The sequence below is a fragment of the Tissierella pigra genome (assembly GCF_018917845.1).
In the GTDB taxonomy this organism is placed as follows: Bacteria; Bacillota; Clostridia; order Tissierellales; family Tissierellaceae; genus Tissierella; species Tissierella pigra.
The window spans coordinates 929,133-949,549 of the sequence record NZ_JAHLPJ010000001.1 but is presented as its reverse complement, the minus strand read 5'-3'; the positions used below and the strand labels follow the sequence as shown (position 1 = coordinate 949,549).

20 protein-coding genes are annotated in these 20,417 nt (G+C 29.5%); 1 reads left to right on the top strand and 19 read right to left on the bottom strand.

What is annotated here, in order from left to right; genetic code table 11:
- Window position 1: 1 nt before the first annotated feature.
- From KQI41_RS04685 to KQI41_RS04655, 7 genes are all read right to left on the bottom strand, one after another.
- Window positions 2-451, bottom strand: a complete 450-nt coding sequence (locus tag KQI41_RS04685; protein WP_154440325.1) for a hypothetical protein — start codon at window positions 449-451, stop codon at window positions 2-4.
- Window positions 444-1,220, bottom strand: coding sequence for a hypothetical protein (locus KQI41_RS04680; RefSeq protein WP_154440323.1), 777 nt, complete (start codon window positions 1,218-1,220; stop codon window positions 444-446). The genes KQI41_RS04685 and KQI41_RS04680 overlap by 8 nt, the downstream gene beginning before the upstream one ends.
- Before the next feature lie 11 nt (window positions 1,221-1,231).
- Entirely contained in the window at window positions 1,232-4,525 is a 3,294-nt protein-coding gene (locus KQI41_RS04675) for an N-6 DNA methylase family protein (RefSeq protein ID WP_154440321.1), read from the bottom strand.
- Between the two features lie 11 nt (window positions 4,526-4,536).
- A complete protein-coding gene (locus tag KQI41_RS04670; protein WP_154440319.1) occupies window positions 4,537-5,139 on the bottom strand; it encodes a hypothetical protein in 603 nt (200 codons plus the stop codon).
- Between the two features lie 161 nt (window positions 5,140-5,300).
- Entirely contained in the window at window positions 5,301-5,579 is a 279-nt protein-coding gene (locus KQI41_RS04665; protein ID WP_154440317.1) for a hypothetical protein, read from the bottom strand.
- Between the two features lie 4 nt (window positions 5,580-5,583).
- Window positions 5,584-6,516, bottom strand: coding sequence for a ParM/StbA family protein (locus KQI41_RS04660; RefSeq protein WP_154440316.1), 933 nt, complete (start codon window positions 6,514-6,516; stop codon window positions 5,584-5,586).
- Between the two features lie 1,478 nt (window positions 6,517-7,994).
- Window positions 7,995-8,180, bottom strand: coding sequence for a hypothetical protein (locus KQI41_RS04655; protein ID WP_154440314.1), 186 nt, complete (start codon window positions 8,178-8,180; stop codon window positions 7,995-7,997).
- Window positions 8,181-8,316: 136 nt separating this feature from the next.
- Here KQI41_RS04655 and KQI41_RS04650 point away from each other — a divergent pair, with 136 nt between their 5' ends.
- Window positions 8,317-8,979 (top strand): hypothetical protein, encoded by a 663-nt coding sequence (locus KQI41_RS04650; protein ID WP_154440312.1) that lies wholly within the window; start codon window positions 8,317-8,319, stop codon window positions 8,977-8,979.
- A gap of 296 nt (window positions 8,980-9,275) precedes the next feature.
- Here the strand turns inward: KQI41_RS04650 and KQI41_RS04645 are convergent, their stop codons facing one another.
- The 12 genes from KQI41_RS04645 to truA all read right to left on the bottom strand — a co-directional run bounded on the left by KQI41_RS04645 (window position 9,276) and on the right by truA (window position 20,417).
- Window positions 9,276-10,709, bottom strand: coding sequence for a DNA primase family protein (locus tag KQI41_RS04645; RefSeq protein ID WP_216584933.1), 1,434 nt, complete (start codon window positions 10,707-10,709; stop codon window positions 9,276-9,278).
- 174 nt (window positions 10,710-10,883) lie between these two features.
- Window positions 10,884-11,195 (bottom strand): hypothetical protein, encoded by a 312-nt coding sequence (locus KQI41_RS04640; RefSeq protein WP_078025159.1) that lies wholly within the window; start codon window positions 11,193-11,195, stop codon window positions 10,884-10,886.
- Window positions 11,196-11,250: 55 nt separating this feature from the next.
- A complete protein-coding gene (locus KQI41_RS04635; RefSeq protein WP_154440309.1) occupies window positions 11,251-11,412 on the bottom strand; it encodes a hypothetical protein in 162 nt (53 codons plus the stop codon).
- 13 nt (window positions 11,413-11,425) lie between these two features.
- Window positions 11,426-11,848, bottom strand: coding sequence for a hypothetical protein (locus KQI41_RS04630; RefSeq protein ID WP_078025160.1), 423 nt, complete (start codon window positions 11,846-11,848; stop codon window positions 11,426-11,428).
- A gap of 18 nt (window positions 11,849-11,866) precedes the next feature.
- Window positions 11,867-12,169 carry a hypothetical protein gene (locus tag KQI41_RS04625; RefSeq protein ID WP_078025161.1) on the bottom strand — a complete coding sequence of 101 codons (303 nt, stop codon included), beginning with the start codon at window positions 12,167-12,169 and terminating at the stop codon, window positions 11,867-11,869.
- Between the two features lie 399 nt (window positions 12,170-12,568).
- Window positions 12,569-13,834, bottom strand: a complete 1,266-nt coding sequence (locus KQI41_RS04620) for a TnsD family Tn7-like transposition protein (RefSeq protein WP_154440307.1) — start codon at window positions 13,832-13,834, stop codon at window positions 12,569-12,571.
- A complete protein-coding gene (locus KQI41_RS04615; RefSeq protein WP_216584932.1) occupies window positions 13,831-15,216 on the bottom strand; it encodes an ATP-binding protein in 1,386 nt (461 codons plus the stop codon). The genes KQI41_RS04620 and KQI41_RS04615 overlap by 4 nt, the downstream gene beginning before the upstream one ends.
- Window positions 15,197-17,260 (bottom strand): Mu transposase C-terminal domain-containing protein, encoded by a 2,064-nt coding sequence (locus KQI41_RS04610; protein WP_154440305.1) that lies wholly within the window; start codon window positions 17,258-17,260, stop codon window positions 15,197-15,199. Before KQI41_RS04610 ends, KQI41_RS04615 begins: the two co-directional genes overlap by 20 nt.
- Entirely contained in the window at window positions 17,244-18,065 is an 822-nt protein-coding gene (locus KQI41_RS04605; RefSeq protein ID WP_216584931.1) for a TnsA endonuclease C-terminal domain-containing protein, read from the bottom strand. Before KQI41_RS04605 ends, KQI41_RS04610 begins: the two co-directional genes overlap by 17 nt.
- 647 nt (window positions 18,066-18,712) lie before the next feature.
- Entirely contained in the window at window positions 18,713-19,105 is a 393-nt protein-coding gene (gene rpsI, locus KQI41_RS04600) for a 30S ribosomal protein S9 (protein WP_216584930.1), read from the bottom strand.
- A 25-nt stretch (window positions 19,106-19,130) separates the two neighbouring features.
- The gene (gene rplM / locus KQI41_RS04595) at window positions 19,131-19,559 is read right to left on the bottom strand and encodes a 50S ribosomal protein L13 (RefSeq protein ID WP_154440301.1); all 429 of its coding nucleotides are present in this window, start codon (window positions 19,557-19,559) and stop codon (window positions 19,131-19,133) included.
- Window positions 19,560-19,676: 117 nt separating this feature from the next.
- Window positions 19,677-20,417, bottom strand: coding sequence for a tRNA pseudouridine(38-40) synthase TruA (truA, locus tag KQI41_RS04590; protein WP_154440299.1), 741 nt, complete (start codon window positions 20,415-20,417; stop codon window positions 19,677-19,679).

Below are 20,417 nucleotides of genomic sequence, written 5' to 3'. Positions count from 1 at the left end.
CTCATTCAACTCTTAAATACTTGTACGCCAAAAGTGGCAAACTCTTTTCATATTCAGTTGGTACAACTATGATGGCAGTATTATCTTTTAAAGTTACTTTATCAAGAAGCCTAATCCATCCAGTATACTTTTCAGAAAGCAAATATTCCATATGATCAAATACAACCAGTCTGTTATCCTTATACTTTTCTTCTATAAGTTGGTTAAAAAAACCTTCAGCATCTTCTCTAAATTCTTCTGGATAAATTTTATAAATATCTAAATATTCATCAGCAACTTTGTTTTTAATATACAAGCCTACATCTACATAATGGCTCTCTGAATCTTGTCCAAACCAACTAACTAAACAATCCTTAACCAATTTCGTTTTCCCACTTAAATGGTCTCCGATTATAAATAACATCCTTCTCTGCCCCATACTGTCTAGTGTACTCTCAATACGTTCAATCATTTTTAATCACCTTTTCTACAAGAAGATCTAGTGAATCATAAGAAAACTGATATTTAGAATTCCCACCCATTACATAATGTTCAAGATATCCTTGATCTAACATCCATTTTAAATGCCTCTTTTTCATTAAATCGCTCATTATGAAATACTTGAAGGTATCACAATTTAAAACCAATTCTTCCTCTGGCATTTTATTTCCTTTTATCTTTATGAACTCATAATACAAATTAAATAGGATTCCTTCATTGGAAGATCTGATATTATTATTTAAAAGAAATACCTTTTTCTTTGTAACCTCATCCTTTTTTGAATTCAATATCCCAAAATCCTCAAGGATTGTAGTAACTACACTATAAGTTTTTTTAATAGAACTTTCTTTTGCATCGGGCATTGCTGCTTTAAAAACTTCAATAAATTGATCTGACTCTATTTGTTCTGGTATAGAACCTTCATAAAAACCTTTGACAATCTCACCTACTGCATCTGATGTTTCACAAACTATGAAATAAATTACTTCTTTTTTAGTTTGAAAACTATCAGCACTATTAATGAATTTCAAAAGTGGAGTATAAGCAATTTCCTCTCCCTCAGTTTCTACAAATCTTTGAAAAAATTTATTTCTATATTTAACAGTAGTTTTCTCACCAAATGGCATTATATCGTCCATATAAGATTTTAGTTTTTCTATACTTCTTTCGTATTTAATAAATTCAATTCCTTTTATTGTTTCCTCTATAGGTATTTTTTCTGATATTGATTGTATATTCAATTTCTCACCCCTTACTTAAAGGTTTTTCTAATTTTTTCTTCAATAACTTCAATATAGTCCTGCTTGTCTTCTATGTCTAAGTCCTCGAATAGTTTAAGTATGTCTTTTGCTTTCTTTTCATTTGGGTTATTTACCGTGTATTCTTCAATAGCATCTAAAAAGTAATTTTTATGGATTTCGTCTGACCATTCTGCTAGACCATAATTATTCGCATCATACTTGATAAATACTTTATCATTTTTCCCTTCAGTCTTTGCTTTTCTGTATGTATTCCAAGTATACATATCTCCCTTTAAAGCATCTTTAAATAAATCTATTACTTGTTTAGTGTGGTTATCTTTCCTAAAAATTTTTAAGATGATTTTGTAATTACAATCATTATTAACAAACCAATCTTTTATTTGACTTATATCTGTTACTTCAATATTATCTCTTAATAAAGTAGTACACTTTATACTAATATACTCATTTATTGCTTGATAAATTTCACTAAAGTTAATAATATCCCATATTTGGCTAGGATTTGATTGTATGACTTGTTCCATATAATATATTAATGTAAATAACTCACAATTATAACTTGTAGCAATTTGCTCCAAAGGTTCATTGTTAATTACATGTCTTTCATATAATTCATCTTTACTTAAATACTTAACTAATTCTTTGTATGAATCTATCTTGATTTTATTTAGTGCTGAATTTGCATCTTCAAATGATAGTTCTAGAAAGTCTAGGAATAATTCTTTTCTTTCTAATGATAAGTATCCTAAAACATGTACTTCAGCATCTTGAATTATATCTATATCAACTTCATATAAGTTATATATTAACATGTTTAGCAAAACTAGATTTTCATTTAAAAGTGCGTTTATTTCCAAACTATTTTTAATAATATTACTTAATTTTTCTTCAGTAAAAGTTTTAGTTATCAAGGAATCAACTATATTTTTTTTAAAGTTGTATTTTCTTAATCTATTAATTTTATCTACTACTTGAATTATTTCTTCGCTTTTACTGTTAACTTTTTTTATAGGAAGGTTTCTTATATATTCTTCTTTAATATTAACATCAGTATATTTTGTTGCATAATAATAGTTTAATAAATTTGAGTTAAGTATGCCTAATAAATATATTAAATCATAATCTTTATTTTCTGAGATGACATAATTAAGATTATTTAATACATAATACCCTTCTTCGTCTAATGCACAAACTAATCTCCTACTTAATTTCTGATTTCTTAATCTTTGAATCAAAATTTTATTTGATTTTAAGTGTTCTTCATTTCTTGACCTTCTTAGCCAATTTCCATATTTAACCTTTAAGCCTTTCCATTCAATATAAAAGTCTCCAATATCCCTGCCTTTTAGAGTTTTTTTCCATAAACCTGTCTCCGATGTAACTTCTAAGTACCCTCCTCTTCTACTTTCTTCCTTTGTTCCATAAACAATAACTCCTTGTCCACAATACGCAATATCTCTTAATTTTTTAGAATTTCTAAACAAAATTTTTTCTAACTCTAATCCTTCTTTGCTATTGATATATATCATCTTATTAGGATCTTTTAGTATCTCACTATAATAGATAGAAAAATTATTAAACTGAGAATCATAAATACTTGTATTAAATTTTTCAATTGCTTTTATCAAAATCTGTTCTTTATCTATTTCTTTATTATTAAATATGGTTATAACGGTATCCACATTTGCATCTTCAAAAACATTACTTTTTAAATTAACTATCTCCTCAAGATGAGTATTATTAAGTATGAATGTCCTTAATTTATTATTGTAAATATTTGTAAAGTAACCGTTAGGTGTAATAAACCCAATTTTAAGATTACACAGTTCAATAGAACGCCATATAAAAAACATATAGGTGTCATAGTCACCTTCTTCAAAATACTTATTACCATAGTAAATTTTCTTGCTTTCATCGATCCTCTTTCTAGAGCCATAGGGTGGATTCCCAATTGCATAATCAAACTTACAATCCCAAAATTCACATAAGTTGATTAATTCCTGCGCTCTTTCTCTATCAACCATTTCAACTCTTTCAACTCCAATAATATCCTTATATCTTAATTCAAATAATTCTTTCTTACTAGTAACTACAATTTTCTCTTCTTCTCCAATTAAATTAGTTTGCGTATATTCAATCGTTTCAAACTCTTCTCCCAATTGTTGCTTCAGTTCTTTCCAATCATAGTCTTTTTCCCATTTTATTAAACTATCACATTCTACAATGTTTAGTTCATCTGTAAAGTTATCTAAATCCTTTAATAATAGGTTAATAGTAGTCAACTGAACTGCAAAACTATCAATATCAGCCCCATAAATACAATGTTTTAATAAATGATAATGAATATGTTCCTCTTTCCAATAGCCCTTTCCAGTTAGTTCTACTACTTTCCCGTTCTTTTTAAGAGTGTATACTTCATCAGCATACTTGTCCCTTAATAATTCTAAATTATTAATAAACTTTTCTCTTAATATGTCATAAGCCATAATTAAAAAATGCCCTGAACCACAAGAAATATCTGCAACGCTTACAAAAGGATTTTCTACTACATCCGCCTTCGCAACTGTATTATTTAATATATACTCAATAACAAATTCTGGGGTATAGAACTGTCCAATAGCCTTACGGGTTTCTCTATCCATAAACTTTTCATAAACATCACCCAATATATTGCCATCTGTACTATTAAAATTATAGTTGTTTGTATCCAACTTTTCGACAATATTGCCTAGTGCGTTTTCAAATTGCAATACTAATTTCTGTGCTTCTTCATCACCATCTAAGTATTTGAGGCTTAATTCTTCAGTTGTAGGGGTTAGCATCTCATATTTATCATCTTTATAGAGCGCAATGTTACCATAAGATTTTTTCATATCTAAGAAGGCTAATTTAACTAGTTCTCCTAGTGTATAATTTGTTACAAGATTAGCCCATTTCTGAAGACCTATTCTAGATAATTTTTTGCCTATATGTGGATCCTTAGGTTCACCTGCCACATAGTCCTCAGGATTCAACATAAACCCTTTATCTTCGCATATTCTTATAAATAATATTTTATTTAAAAGAGTATAAGAGGCTCTATGGCAAAAATTATCATTCCACACCTGTTGTTCTCCGTCACTTATTTTATTTTCCTTATATTCTTTGTCTATAAACGCTTCAAAATCTGCATTTGTCCTATATTTATAATCAAATATCTTTTTATAGACTTCCACAAGTTCAATATGTATTTCTTTCAACTCAGAAATAAGTTTTAATTTATCAAATGTGTTTTCAATAATCATCCTTTCACCCCTTACATCAATCCTAGTGATGTCATTAAATATGTTGTTATATGAGATTCATCTAAAAATCCTTGTAATTTTTCTCTGTCTTCACTAGGATATAAACTATCAAATAAACTAACAGCCGTATTTGGATCTAAAGTTCTAAAATCATAAACCCTTAATTTTTCTATAAAATTATCATTGTTTTTATTAAAAATACTATATTCTAATTTATCTAAGTATTTATCATAAAGAGTTGGTTCAAAAAAATCTCTTGTCTTTTCTATTCTTCTTAAATCTTCACTGGCTATTTTAAAAAGCATTAAATAATCTCCACGATAGTTTTTGCTCATCTCTTTCCAATTAGTAATACCTTCTTTATTTAGTTTAGGATTCACTAATCTTTCTCCTTCAGACATCATCCTTATAAAAATATACTTAAAAACTATATGTAAAGCGTTTTTCTTAACCAGATACTCTTTAAAGCGTTCTTTACTAAATTTTCCCTCATAGCCAAGCCTTAATTCATCTATGTCGCTTGAATAAATGCTTCTATTTAAGGTATCTTCAATTTCCCTCTTAAAATCTTCTATAATATTTATAAATTCCGTTTTACTCTCACTTATATTCAATTCCCATTCCTCCCCATTGAAATGATAATAGTTCCGTAATACAATATAAGTTTATGATATCATAAGTTGTCACTTTTTTCATTAGTAAATACAAGTTTTACCAAGCCGTCAACTTTATTATGCAACAAAAAATATGCCACTTTGTAATGGCATATTTTTGATTATAATTGCTCAAATAGATCAAATATTTCATCTGGAATTTCATCTTCTCCATCTTCATTATTCTTATCTATTGTAAAGTTAATTTCACTAAGAACTTCTTTTAGTGCTTGTTTAATAGTACTTTTGTCAAATTTATTTTGATTGTCCTTTTCATAATAGAGCACAGTTTCTACTATAAATGCTGTCTTATGTTGAACCTGAACTAATATATTATATGCCTGCCTATCCCTATCCCTTCTTAAATCAAAACTAAGATTTATTCTCTTGATACAATCCATACGATCACCTTTTTAATAATATTTGTCTAGCAAGCATCTCAAATCCCCTTGCATTAGCAAATGTATCTTCAATAATCTCTACATAACCAATTTTGATATCATTAATATACTGTTTTAAGAGAATTGAACCTCCGCCGACAAAAATTGTAGGATTAATCCTTAATTCTAGCCCGTGTTCAATAATGTTTGAGATCAACTTATTTGTAAATTGTTGAGTCTCTTCTCTTGCAATCTTACTAATACCTTCTTCATCGAAAACTGGCTCCATTCCTAAAATAATTTGTTGTATTTGAGATTCAGTTAAATAGTATCCTTTTGCAAGAACTTCTTGAACAATAGCGTTAAATAAATGAACTGCTCCAAGTGGTAAGGAAAAACAAGATGAAATGTCAATTATCCCATTCTCCATCTTAAAACAATCTGTAGTTCCACCACCTACATCGCATACATTGATAAGTTGGACATTTTTATATTCAGAATATCTTGTGAGTAATGCTGAATATGATTGTGGAAAAACAAAACAATCTTTAATATTTATCAGATACTCTTTTTCCTCATATTCATAAAAAACATTATCTTTAATAAAATAAGACTTAAATCTCTCCTTTAAATGCCCATAATTTACTATAGGCAGTCCAACTGAAAGTGTAATATCTTTTTCTATAGTTGAGATATATTCTGATCCGTAACTTAATGACTCTGCTATTGCAGCAAGGGTTATAATAAAAAAGTCCTCATCTTTTGTTTTATCCATTTTTACAGGTAGCCTCTCAGTTCCTATGGAATAGTACTTAGATTGATAATTTAGTAATCCCCTCTGAGTAATAGGCTCATCGTTGAGAATAGTAAAACCTGACTTGCATTCAAACCCAGTATTTGTTTTAATGCTGGTATTGCCGTGGTCAATACCAATTATAATGTTATTGCTTTCTTCCATTTGAAAAATCCCCTTTCATTTGTTTTTAGTTCCTAATGGAACCTGATTAATTTTTGATAGAACATTTTAGAACCTAAATAAGTTATCATCCCTTCTTTCTAATTTGAAAATAAAAAGAGGAATCATAATATGGATTAATATCCTTTATGTTCCTCTATCTTTCTTGAGTAATTTATTCATATTTACCTATTCAATAAAACTAGTGCTACTCCTTGTTTATATTAAAATAATCTTCATTCAGTATTTTAGGTTATTGAATTGACACTATTACTATAGATTATTTCCCTAAAAAAGTATGTAGCCGGCTAAAGAGCCGGCTACATCTTAATATTAAAGGAATTTCACATATGACACTACTTTGATTATAACTACCGTCAGACTTAATTCTACAAATGATTTGCACCACTCAAACCACTGCAATAAATAATGCTATAATTTATACTATAGTAACACCCCCTAGTTAATTTGTCTCTAGATTATGCTATCTGTATGGAAAAGAGATTATGGATATTTATAACCTTAAATAACTCCATAAACCCTCTATCATAAGTGTATAATCCATACTTATCTCTTAAACAAATCAACTTAAACTCCTGCTTTTTCAGAATTCTAATATCATATTTATTTTTTATGCGATTATCCCAAAATACCTGAAATAACTTCAAATATTGCGATATACACTCATTATGATTAAATGTTATGCATATCCATATATTTTCCTATTTAATTCTTTTTTTTTATTTTTTTTGCTATTATGAGTCCTTTAGTAGGTATTTTTTTCGTGACGAAATAAATGAAAAAAATGATTTTAGTAAAATCTTCTATATTATCACGAAAAATTTATACATATCCCATTAAATACTGAATGCTTTTTTACTTTTTATCGAAAATTTAATAATAATATGAAACTGATTATTTGTGAAATTAAACTGATTAATGCTATTTTTAATGAATAAATACTATATTTGCTTCTTTTCGCTATCATATCTAATTAATTCATTTTATTTCTATTTTTTTCATTGATTATTCTTTACTTACGAAAAAAATATAATCTTTCTCTTTTTTCGATATAGCACTTTAATTATATCTTTATCTTAATAACCAATAATAATATTTATTATCTATTATTAATTATTGCTAACTGTTCCTAATAGTTATTATTAGTTATTAAATCCTGATAAATGTCTTGTAAAGAAGTTAAGCCTTTATTATTTAACTCCTTGATAATCTATTAATAACTGTTATTACTAGTTATTATTGATTGTATATTTTAATAATCATTAACAACCATTATTATTTATTAATAACAGTTATTATCTGTTATTAAATAGAAAAACCACTATGGAACTTTCGATATATCTGCACAAGGCATCACTACAAAGTTCACAGTGGTTCTCTAAATCTATATTAAACAAAAGAAAGGAATGTCAGTAACTACTATATTAATTATATCAAGATCAAAACGAATACGCAGCCCCTCAATTATGATTTTCTAAGTTCATCCAACATTTTAATGTAGGAAATAAGAATAATACTAAGATTAGCCCTAATGTAAGAAATGCCTTCTTCCCTTCTAATATATCAAATAGTTCTATTACTCCCGCTACTCCACCTACTATCCCTGCTACAAGCATTAGCAATATTAATAATATTTTTATTTTCAATAGAATCCCTCCATTTTTTACTTTAGTATACCATCTTCTAGTTACATTTTCAGGGCCATATGTTAAAACTTGATATCCTAATTCTAAAATGTTATGATGTAACGCATAATACAACAAAGGAGGCGGTTTTCATCCTATGGGATTTCCAATTGATGTTTCAGATATAAAAGATTATATCAATGTTGAAAATTTTACTTTAGATTTGCTCAAATCTAAGGAATATCATTTACGTAAAATGTGCTTCTGTTTGCTAGCATCACTGGAAGATATTGTCTTAGAGTTTGATAGAAATGAGAAGTTATTTTCAGAAGAGCGTATGCTTTGGGTTGAATTTTTACAACTACATTATCAAAAATTAAACTATAGCCGTAATATATTAAAGTCGGTATTAAAAGATGGAATAATAGAACAAAATGATCTTGATTTCATAAACGATTCCATTCAATGGGCTATAGAATTACTAAAAATTATATTAGATGATGACGGAAAAAGAGTTAACTATATCAATATAATCATCTCTGGATGGTTCTACTGCAGTCTTCACTATTATATAAAATCTATTGATGCATATTGTGAAAAGAGGTTCAATTTGGTTCAACCGTATATTGAAAATCGCCGTGCCTTAAAGATTATAGAAGAAGAACGCTTGACAATAGACCAATTACACAAAGAAATTACTGAGCAAAAATTAACTAATGAAGCACAGTTAAATGAGGACACCCACAATAAATTGCTTAATATATGGTTTAGAGCATTAGATTTTCTAGAAACAGAACTTATCCCGGAGTTTACCCCATAAAAAATATCACATTCCGTAATCTTGCTTTAGTCATAGTTGTATAACCCCTCACGTCAAAGATAATAAATGAACCAGTACATCCTTACTAAAACAATTGTATTACTTAACTTGAACGGGTTGAACGACTTTTAAATTGAACCTGATTAAAATTACTGCTATTTCACTTATGTAGTTTTAATACTTATGTAATTTAAAACAATAGATAGTTCATCTCGTTCAAATGTTTAAAATTCGCTATTTATTATCGTTCAGATTTTGTTCGTTTTTCATATTTTCCTTTTAAAAAAGGAGAGTGTTTACTCTCCTCTATCATTATTTATTAATCCGAGCCCTATAAACGCCCTTAACCTTTTTGGTCCCATCTGTTTCCTTTTGAGACTAAGGTTCGTTTCCAATTCTTTATTAAACTTTGTTGAATTTAAAGGTAGTAATCCATTTTCTTGACAAAATTCTCTATATTCCTTATATAGTAAACTCCTATAAACCCACATATTTTCATTTATAATGCACTTTTCATCTACAAATTGAAGAACACTATTAGAACTTGTTTTATACTCATTAATTAATGCCCTTACTTCAGGTGAGTAAGTAAATATAAAATTTTGCTTTATCAAACGTTTTAAACCTTCTAAAGCCCACATAAAGATATAATCATTTTCTTCTGCTAGTTTATATTTTAATTGTGGGTCTTTTTCTCCATCCTTTTTTTGTTGATTAAAAGGAAGTATAATGAGTCTTTCATAAAATGCATCACTTTTATCTCCATAATTAGGCGGCATATTATTTGTAGAAAAAATCATTTTTGCCTTATTTATAAAATCAAATGGTGTTCCATATATATGCCTTGCAGATATTGTATCTTCACCAGTCAAAGCCTTAATTAACCCTACATCTTTAATTCCTTGATCAGGAAGATCAGCAAAAATATTAACTAATTTATTAAATAATTGCGCTGTATTATAATCTTTATTGATTGCTTGAAGTTCTACGTGTGAAACATTTTCTTCAGGTATTAAGTTTTCTATAATTCTTAAAAAAGTTGATTTACCTGTATCTTTTTTCCCTAATAAGATAAATAACTTCTTTGCTTCAGTAAAAGATGTTAAGCAATATCCTAAAATCTCCTGTGCAATTTTTCGATTGAGTTCATTTGGAATGGCCTCTTTAATAAATCTCTCAAAGGTTTCTCCTTTAGCATTCGGATTGTAATTTGCATTTAGTTGGATTGTAGTCTTATAATTAGATGTATGTTTATAACATTGATTATCTCTTAAATCATAGAGACAATTTTTTAAATTGATAATATATGGATTATAATTAATTTGATGAGGAAATATCTTAACTTTTCTGTCAGTTTTCCATTGAGCAGCAGCATCTTTAATCCTATACATCGTTGAATACTTACTATCGATCAATTCTTTAACAATTGTTAAATCCTCATCTTCTAAACTTTTACGATATACACCATTTTCATAAATATAAAATTGATTTGCTACATAAATAGCAGGGATATTATCTATTAAGTAATCTGCCAATAATCCAGTATTAATTGTAACTTTCCCATTCTCACTTACTTGAACCCACTCAGGTACTTTATCACCACTTACATTATACTTCCCATTTATTCTTTGTTTATTTTTTATACTTGATTCTCTAAAATAACTACTATCATTAGGATCTGGCAGGCCCATTTCCTTAATTAAATCCTTGTACTCTTCATTTTTACCCATTAACAATACCTCCTTTGTTTTTAAACAAAGGGCTTGCTATGTTAGAATACTATTATTTGTTTTTTCTTTATGCTTTATTAGAATGCTTTCTTGGTATTATGTTACATACTATTGATATTTCATTTTTTGCCCTGTTATAATGATTTATTTATATTTAATATTTGTGATTAGTACTTATCCTTCTTGAATGTTATCAGAAAAATATTTCTCGATTTCTTCTAATTTATTATGTTCTGATAACCATTCAAGGGCTTCTTCCTTAGTTAACAAAACTATTGTTTCTATCCCTGTTCTACCATTCCCATATGACTCACTGTACTTTGACAATGCTCCCCCAATACCGTGAATGAAAAATTGCCCCTTTTTTGATTTATATAATCCTTCATATTCATAACGAAAATCTCTTCTGAAATAACCATTATGGTATTCAGCCACGAATTCAGCAGTTTCAGTGTCATACACTTTCTTATTAATTATTTTTCTCATTAAAAACACTCCTTTCAAAAATACAACACAAATTAATATACATTTATTAATATTTTCATTCATAAAAATCAAAGAAGTAGCCATATTCATAGCAAAAATCTTCGGATGTAGTGTATTCATATGGAGAGTCACTTAAATTTCTTATTTTCTGTAAATTCATTTTTGCTATCTCTTCATCGTAATCAATATCTTTTAAAATGAATCTGTTTTCCTCCATTTATTAACCTCCTTTAAATTCTACTTCTTAAACAAGACTCTACACTTGTCTGCAGCAAAGCAAATATAAAATCCAGTAATCCTGATTCCTTGTGTATCTCATCTAAATATAGTTCTAGCCTTGGACGATTTTGTTCATCATAAAAAACACCCCATAAGTAGCATCCTGCAATTGAAATAAAGTCTTCTCTTACACCCTCTAATGTGTCATAATCTGTTATATTACAAATGATTCTCTTTCTGTTTTCCAAATCATATGCAATTATTTTATTTTCCTCAACTACAAATCTCCACATTAATACTTCATATAAATCTTGGTTTGTGAACTTCTTTCCTAATACTTTAATAATTTTTTCTTCATTCATCCAAGATTGTCCACTTTGAAAATTAAACATCTTAATTTCCTTTTTTACATACTCATAAACCTTGCTAGACATTTAACTCCTCCTTAGATTCTATTTTCTAATATGGGTATTCCATAAGAATTCTTTTGGAATTTGATTACTATAAGCATCTTTTATCTTTTCGAATCCTTCATTTAAGAGCACTTGTTCTTTTTCCTCGTTTATTTTAGATACTTTTCTGAATTCAAATTTCTTAGTTTCAGAGTTGAATCTTCTATAGATCCCATAGAAGAAAGACCTATAATTATTAATCAGTATCTTAAAACCAAGATCTTCTGCTAATTCTTTAATACCAGTTAAATCTGATGCTCTTGCTATGACCCCTGTTTTTTCATTAGCATAGATAATTGCCATTTATTCAACCTCCTTTCCAAACAGTCACAACATTTATATTTTCATATTAGGTTGCACCTCCTTTTAAGAAAACAAAAACAGAGCAAAATACCAGTGTCAAATAACACTGAATACATTTTGCTCTGTTAGAATTCTATAATTATTAATTATTTAATTGTCTGTACCTAATCGATAAAAAAATATTTTGCTTTGTATATTATATATATTACCACAATTTCTTGCTAAGTAACATTACAGTTTAGTTACATATCTTATAAAGTTATTTATCAACCTATTGACAAATAAATCATTAATTATGAAATCTCTAGTTTTTTATGCTTAAATATTAACTCGACATTTTTCATTTGTCAAATATTTATATCAATATTTTTTGAGATATTTGTAAAATCAATGCTTCAATTACTTTCTAACTCCCAATCGCCTTATATAATCATAAACTGTAGTATGTGTTGTCCCCATTAATTTTGCAACCTTTGGCACGCTGTTATACTTTAATAACCGCATTAATTCTTCTCTCCAATAATCCCCATAATCTACAATCCTAGAATACCTGTATCTATCTTCTATTTTCTTATCTGGACCACGTCTTAAATAAGAAAAACCACATTCTGGACAAGTAAAATATCCAATTGGACTTTTAGTTTTATAACTATTCCTAATTTCTACATTCCCAATTACTTCATTTTCATATTGCACACAAACAGGATTTAAACAAGGATATGGTCCTTTACCAAAAGGAAGATACTCTATATTATGGTTAAATAGCACATCTGGAGTTAGACTTAAAAACCTCATAAATAATATATGCTTTAATGGGTCTTCTATAGTTGCCTTGTCCCATCCCATCTTAAAAAGCCAATTACAATTATTAGTTTTAGTGATTGTATTTTGTGTCATTTGAAGTATATCATCACTCCAAAAGGCTTCAAAATCAGTAATAAGATTTTTCTGGCGTATACCTCCATTAACTGTAGCATACTCTAATATCTTCAACTGATTTAGGTATTGGTTCTTTATGTTTGTTTTAATTTGAGGATTATTCAAAATCCATTGCATATCCTCTGCAATGAGCAGTAATTTCTCATAGATTTTATGTTCATACACAATCTCACTTTCAACAATGCAGTTTTTCTCAGTCGCTGCTACGTATTTATATTTATTCTCTTCAAATGATACACTACTATCATAAATAGGTGTTTTATGAATGGGGCAAATATAAACACCTCTTATCTGGTGAATCCTATGCCAATATAATTCGCCATATATATCCAAATCCTCTTTATTGCACTTTGGGCAAAATCTTAAGAATTTATTTTCAGCCAATGGATTTATAATACTTGTAATTTTATTATATATCTCAACATCTCCATATAACATATACTGTCTTATTATATTCTTATTCTTAAGGCTTAAAAAGGCTGTATAAAACGGAAATAGTGTATGTTCGACTATTAGCCTGTCTGCATCAAAAGGACTGTTTAAGGGCATATTTTGGAGCAAATTAACCAATAGTGTTGGGAACTCCAGACTACACACTATACGATTTACATTAAATAGATCCCTTGCAGTTTCACTACCATTGAAATTTGGACTTTTATCGTGATATCTAGCAAAAACACTGTATAGTATTTCATCTTGATATGGTGTAGGAAAGAATGTCATCATACAACTTCAAATCCTTTAATTATTCCGTAATTTTTTAATATCTCATAGGTAGTTAATCCTTCTCCTGCACCACTTTGTACTATAACTCTAATATCATTTTCTGCACTTGGAGGTATCTTCTTTGTTTTAATTTTTACTGGATTATCATTACTCTCTACTACAGATGGTTTAGGAGTAGTGGGTATTACAAACCTATTTTGAGGAGGCTCTTCATAATTTAAATTTATGCTCCCTGTATAAATATCAGGATATTTTGCTATTTCCATTACATTGCCTGTTCTTAATGCATTTAACATTGGTTTTACTAACCTTAAACTTTCGTCAGCCACTTGTTTGATTAATTCAGGGGTTATAGTCTCTTTTCCACTTGAAATTGCTTTTGTTTGAGCAAGGACATAAAGTTTTACCGTTATATCAATTATTCCTTGGGATTGGTCAAATAGGGTATCTATCAGTTCGTCTGTCAATACAGTAGGTTTTTTAGTCCATTGATAGCCCCATATTGCGTTTATAAGTAAATTAAAGTTAATATCATTATCTAACCTTTCAAACACCAAATCTCCTTGTCCTGAGCCGCGCCTTGCCTGTCTAAACTTTCCTTGTAATACCCCCATAGCCTCAGGAGTACCAATTAACAAAACTGGTAATCCTATAGTATTAACTAGGGTAACGAAGAAGTTCAACATCCTATCGGCTCCACCAGACTTGGACTTACTAAGGTTTTGAATCTCATCAATTACTAAAAGTCCCAATGAAATATTTTTAGCAATATTAGTCATAGCGACAAGCATATTATCAACTGAAAGTTTTCCACTACCAAATCTTGAATAATAGTCAGTTCCTAATATTTCGTCAACCTTATTAAAGAATGATAAACATAAGCCTTTAATACTTCCATCGTAAGAGCATTCTAGTCTTAAGAAAACTACCTGATATCTTGAAAGTTCTCTATCTTTAAATTTGCTATGGACAATAACTTGTGGATACATTGTTAATATCCTATTTACAACAGTGGTTTTCCCCATACCTGACACTCCTAAAAGTGTGAAAGAGCCTGCAGTGCTACGATAATGGTTTGAAACATAGGCTTTATCCAATATATTTCTTCCTATATATCCTTGCCTTAAAACTCTACTAATTCTACTTTCCAAATCTAAATGTATCTTTAGAGGCTGAAAAACGTCATATAGACGTCCAACAAGATGTGTTCTATATTGACTATCTAACTGTCTTTCCTCTTTATCATAGGGAGGAAAATATGCTAACTTTGATACTATTTCATTTGGCGATGAAATCTTAGGTAATGCTTCTATAAATGGATTATCTTTATACTCTGAAATAATCTGTTCCTTATATTCTGCATTATGTATCAATTCCTGCACGGTCTTTCCCCTCTTTCTGTGCTTTTAATAGTAATTCAATCATATCTTGGTCTGTATCACCATAGGACTTTTCTTCAATTACTATCTTAGGCTCTTTTGGTCTTATTTCGATAATATTTTGCTTCCGCTCCTGCTGCTTCTCGAAATTCCGATTATCTCTGATATTCTGGATACGCCTCTTTTTACTTATACCTTCTTTAACTTCATTTTTAGTATCATCTTTAGCCTGCTCTATAATATTCTCTATGTCTTCTAATAAATTAATCTTATTTTGCAGTTCTACCTTCTTTGAGGCTTTAGCCTGCATCTTTTCATATTCTAGTAGATAGGTTATTTCTTCAATTGCTTTTTCCCTGTATCTTGACTGATGTTCTAGTAAAAAACACTTATCAAACTTTCTACCATCTTCATACTTAATATAAATATAACTCATATCTCGTGGATCATATGATATGTCAACTTTCCAAGCCCCATTGCTTCTAGCCTTCTCAAACCATCGTTCTTTTACTGAAATTTTAGAACCAAAGAACATCCCCTTGAATTTTATCCCGTGCTGTGTTACAGTCGCTTTGTCATTTGGTAGTAGATTTAATTTCAATAAGTCTTCATCGACAGTTCTTAACCGCCCTGTTCTATTAGCAACACCCCACTCCCAAATTAACTTGGGTATGGGCTCTACTCCGTCTGCAATCATATCTTCACTTCTGGTATATTTTTTTAAATAGTGATGATTGTTATGATACAATACACATTTAATTATAATTTGAGTAAACTGTTTCAAGTCAAGAGTCGCTGAAAGCCTATAATCTTGCTCTCCTCTTTCACGGTATTGGCTTTTGATTGCTCCGGGTAAAAATGGCTTAGTATGTTGGTTTAGTGTATCAAAATACCTTTCGATAATTCCTTTCATATCGCCTCTATAAGGACTAGTATTTAATATTTTTATTCCAAAGGCTGTTATTAAAGATTCTATATTCTGTCCTTCTAATTCACCTCGATCTGCTATAATTGCTTCAGGTAAGGTACTACAATAATTCCACTCATCATTATTAATCTCTATATCGTACTTCCTGCAAAATGACACTTTATCAGTAGCAGCATTAATTAAGGCAATACTTGCTCCAATCCAACTAGGTCCTTCCAAAGATATATTAATTCCTACTACGCAACGTGAAAACACATCCATAACAGTATATATAACTGGCCTTCCTATAATCCAATTTCGATTATATTGGGACACTAAATACACATCCCCTACAGTTGCATCTATTTGAAATATTGCTCCCGGACCAAATGCTTCTTCAGTAGCAGACCCTGTAAGTCCTCTATGTTGTAACTCATATCGCTTTGCACTTTTTCTAGTTGATACTTCCTTCTTGATATTTCTTTCTTTATTAAACCAATATCTAAATTGTCTTAGGGTAGGAATTTCATCATTTACTATTCCATTTTCACTAAAGTATTCTTTAATCATAAGTTCATAGGTTAATGTCAATGTCTTCTGTGATGAATTATAATAAAATCTATTAAGAGCAGCATTGAAAATTTTTACCGTCTCGGGGGTAATAATAAAAGTATTATTGATTACTTTATCACCTTGTGTCTTTCCACACTTATAATAGTCAGGAAGTAAGGAGTTTTTATGCATACCTCTCTGCCAAAATCGCTTCAGATATCTCATAACTGTTGCTTCGTGAATATTATCAATATATTCTCTGACAAGTTTAACTCTCTTATCAGGGATGTATATATCAGGCTCAAATGTAACAATGTCTTTAATGGCATTATAAGCCTTGTCTCTTATGGCTTTGTGTTTTGGTAGAATATCCTCTTCTTCTTTAATTATCATATATGGTTCATTTTCTAAAACAAATATTGTGCCATCATTTAACCCATTCTGAATAAAGGATTCCGAGACTGTAGTAGGCATTGAATTACCGTAAATATCAATTAGGTAGATAATATCCTTGTAACGGTATAGAATTCGTTCATATCTTTTACCCTGAATTGTTTCAAATAAAATCACACTATTGGTTGGAAGCATATCTTGCACCCCAATCAATGATTAATTTTGGATTACTTTTTGTTATATCTATAGATTCATTCATTTCAATGGTTATTAATTTAGATGCTAGAAGGTATTTAAATATGTATAGGCCTGTACCATCTGATACATTATTTTCTTTATCAAAATCTGAAGTTATCTTTCTTATTGAATAATTACTGTCTCTAAATTTATCAATTAGAATGGTACAATAATTCTCCAGTAAACTTTTTGTTAAACCTCTTTCTTCATAGGTATATAAACTTTGATGTATCCACTCTATATTTTTTACCATTTTAATAGGGATTTCTTTTTGAGTAATTATTCCAAAGTCAATTTCTTTTGCTGCCCAGTATCGCCTTTCTATTTCCAACCTTTCTAATACAGACTTTTTCTCTAACTCACTTGATGATTTTACAGTTCTTGCAACATATTTATGATTCTTCAAAGTAAGCAAGAATGTAGTAGTAAGAATATATGGAGGCTCTTCATTAGTAAAGAAATCTTGTTTAAGGTCTTTATTCTCTTTCACTACCTCTACTAAATCTAAAAGAGGATAATGTTCTCTAATATCTACTACCTCATTGTCCCATTCGAACATATAGAAACATCTCGTTTGTATATCTGAAAAGAAATGATGTATTCTATTAGTTTTCCAGCCTTTCACACGTGATACCCTGCCTTTTGACGGAAAGTCTTGTATTGAAAGCCAAGGCTTGTAAGAGGCTAACTCACCACTACCACGATTTTTAGATAAAAACCTTTTATACTTAGCCACTGTCCAAGTAGTATCTCTTTTCGCCATATAAATCTTCCTTTCTTTCATACTTCTTGGATGTGATGTTAACGCAGAACATAAAAGTTTTCAATATAGTATCTATTAAATTCTTACTTATTCAATTATTTGGCTAAAAACAAAGGGATGAATATTAGAAATTTTTTCAGAATTTCACTCTATTTTTATATTTATTATTTTTTCTACTATGTCCAATTACACACGAGTTTGCTCACGTAGTGACAAAGTTTGCTCGGATGGTAAGCGAGTGGTTGCAAGGTCTATCGCCCATAACTTACTTTGAGTGACAAAGTTTGTTCGTGGGTTGCATTTACTTAAAAAATAGAAAAAAAGAGATAAAAAATGAGAAAATGACAAGCGAGTTTGCTCGTGAGCAGTGAAGAATGACAAAGTTTGCTCGTGGAAAAATAGGAACAATTATATGAGATGTAAGTGCGATATGCATAGGGGAGGTATTTACTTATATTTTTATATATATTGATTTCACTGGGCTACGGGGGATTATTGGTTGTTGGATTTCGGGAATGTTTGTGGCGGGGGGATCTACTTCTGCACAAATAAAAGGCGCCAGATTGGTTTCCCAGTCTGACGCTCTGTATCTTTCGTGAACAAACTTTGTAATTTTGAACCGACTCTTTTGTAAGTCGACAATTATACTATCTCTTACTAAATTGTGGTGATCTTCTTGCTTTTTTAAGACCATATTTCTTTCTTTCTTTCATTCTTGAATCTCTAGTTAAATGTCCTGCTTTTTTAAGTATTGGTCTTAATTCTTCATCTGACTCAATAAGAGCTCTAGCTATACCATGTCTAACTGCTCCAGCTTGACCTGTAAATCCTCCACCATGAACATTAACAAAAACATCATATTTATCTAAAGTTTCAGTAATAACTAGTGGTTCTTTTACAATTACTCTTAAAGTTTCATAATCAAAATAAGTTTCTATATCTTTCTTATTTATAACAATATTACCATTACCTGGCACTAATCTAACTCTTGCTACAGAAGTCTTTCTTCTTCCTGTTCCCAAAAATTGTATATTAGCCACTTACAGTCCTCCTTTCTCGTGAGCATTAAAATTCGTATATTTCAGGTTGTTGAGCTTCGTGATTATGTTCTGCTCCACTATATACTTTTAATTTCTTAATCATATTTCTTCCTAAACTATTTTTAGGAAGCATTCCTTTTACTGCTAATTCAATAACCATTTCTGGTTTTTCTTCCATCATTCTTTTGTATGATATTTCTCTTCCTCCTCCTGGGTACCCAGTATGGTAGAAATGAGTTTTCTGTTCTAATTTTTTTCCAGTTAATTTGATTTTTTCTGCATTTATTATTATAACAAAGTCACCTGTATCTACATGAGGAGTATATATTGGCTTATTTTTACCACTCAATATTGTAGCTACTTCTGTAGCTAATCTTCCTAAGACTTTGTCTTCTGCGTCTATTACATACCATTTTCTATCAACTTCGTTTGTTTTAGCCATAAAGCTTTTCATCATTTTCCCTCCTTATCACAGCGTTGAGCAATAAAAAATTAAAAAAGTTCCGGGGCTTTTTTAAAACACTCTAATATATTCTAATACAAGTAATTACCTATGTCAAGACGTTTTTTGTCAATAAAAAACCTTTTCTAAAAATAATCCTTGTGGTGGTGCCGTATGTCCTGCTAATTCCCTATTTTTCTCTGAAATTATCTTACATAAATCCTCCACATTAAGTTTTCCAAATCCTATCTCTAATAAAGTACCTACTATTATTCTTACCATATTTCTAAGAAAGCTATTCCCTTCTATTTTAAAAATTATTAATTCATTTTCCTTTTCTTTTTCTATTGATATACTATAAATTGTTCTTATGGTACTTTTCACACTTGATTTAGCTGCCATAAATGAAGCAAAATCATGAGTACCTATTAAATATTTTGAAGCATCAATCATTTTATCAATATCTATATCATAAGGCACATAATAAGAAAAATTTCTATATAATGCCTTTGGAAGTTCTCCATTGTATACTATATATTTATATGTTTTCTTAGTGGCACTAAATCTAGAATTAAATCCTATATCCACTTCTTCTGAATCCATTATGGTTATATCATCTGGTAATAAAAATTTTAGTGCATATTTATATCTTTCTCCCGGAATCGTCGCATTTGTTATGAAATTAGCAACTTGTGCCAAGGCATGTACTCCTCCATCAGTTCGTCCAGACCCTATTAGTTTTATTTTTTCATTTGTTAATATTTCTAAAGCTCCTTCAAGTTTTTCTTGAATTGTAATTACATTATCTTGTCTCTGCCATCCTGCATAATTAGTTCCTTCATATTCAATAGTAAGCTTGATGTTTTTCAT

Bases quoted from the DNA above. Each gene is read 5' to 3' on its own strand.
- truA (WP_154440299.1), bottom strand. From the start codon at position 20,417: ATGAAAAACATCAAGCTTACTATTGAATATGAAGGAACTAATTATGCA.
- KQI41_RS04630 (WP_078025160.1), bottom strand. From the start codon at position 11,848: ATGTCTAGCAAGGTTTATGAGTATGTAAAAAAGGAAATTAAGATGTTT.
- KQI41_RS04610 (WP_154440305.1), bottom strand. From the start codon at position 17,260: ATGCTTCCAACCAATAGTGTGATTTTATTTGAAACAATTCAGGGTAAA.
- KQI41_RS04625 (WP_078025161.1), bottom strand. From the start codon at position 12,169: ATGGCAATTATCTATGCTAATGAAAAAACAGGGGTCATAGCAAGAGCA.
- KQI41_RS04660 (WP_154440316.1), bottom strand. From the start codon at position 6,516: ATGGAAGAAAGCAATAACATTATAATTGGTATTGACCACGGCAATACC.
- KQI41_RS04685 (WP_154440325.1), bottom strand. From the start codon at position 451: ATGATTGAACGTATTGAGAGTACACTAGACAGTATGGGGCAGAGAAGG.
- KQI41_RS04675 (WP_154440321.1), bottom strand. From the start codon at position 4,525: ATGATTATTGAAAACACATTTGATAAATTAAAACTTATTTCTGAGTTG.
- KQI41_RS04645 (WP_216584933.1), bottom strand. From the start codon at position 10,709: ATGGGTAAAAATGAAGAGTACAAGGATTTAATTAAGGAAATGGGCCTG.
- KQI41_RS04650 (WP_154440312.1), top strand. From the start codon at position 8,317: ATGGGATTTCCAATTGATGTTTCAGATATAAAAGATTATATCAATGTT.
- KQI41_RS04635 (WP_154440309.1), bottom strand. From the start codon at position 11,412: ATGGAGGAAAACAGATTCATTTTAAAAGATATTGATTACGATGAAGAG.
- KQI41_RS04665 (WP_154440317.1), bottom strand. From the start codon at position 5,579: ATGGATTGTATCAAGAGAATAAATCTTAGTTTTGATTTAAGAAGGGAT.
- KQI41_RS04620 (WP_154440307.1), bottom strand. From the start codon at position 13,834: ATGATGACATTCTTTCCTACACCATATCAAGATGAAATACTATACAGT.
- rplM (WP_154440301.1), bottom strand. From the start codon at position 19,559: ATGAAAAGCTTTATGGCTAAAACAAACGAAGTTGATAGAAAATGGTAT.
- KQI41_RS04605 (WP_216584931.1), bottom strand. From the start codon at position 18,065: ATGGCGAAAAGAGATACTACTTGGACAGTGGCTAAGTATAAAAGGTTT.
- KQI41_RS04640 (WP_078025159.1), bottom strand. From the start codon at position 11,195: ATGAGAAAAATAATTAATAAGAAAGTGTATGACACTGAAACTGCTGAA.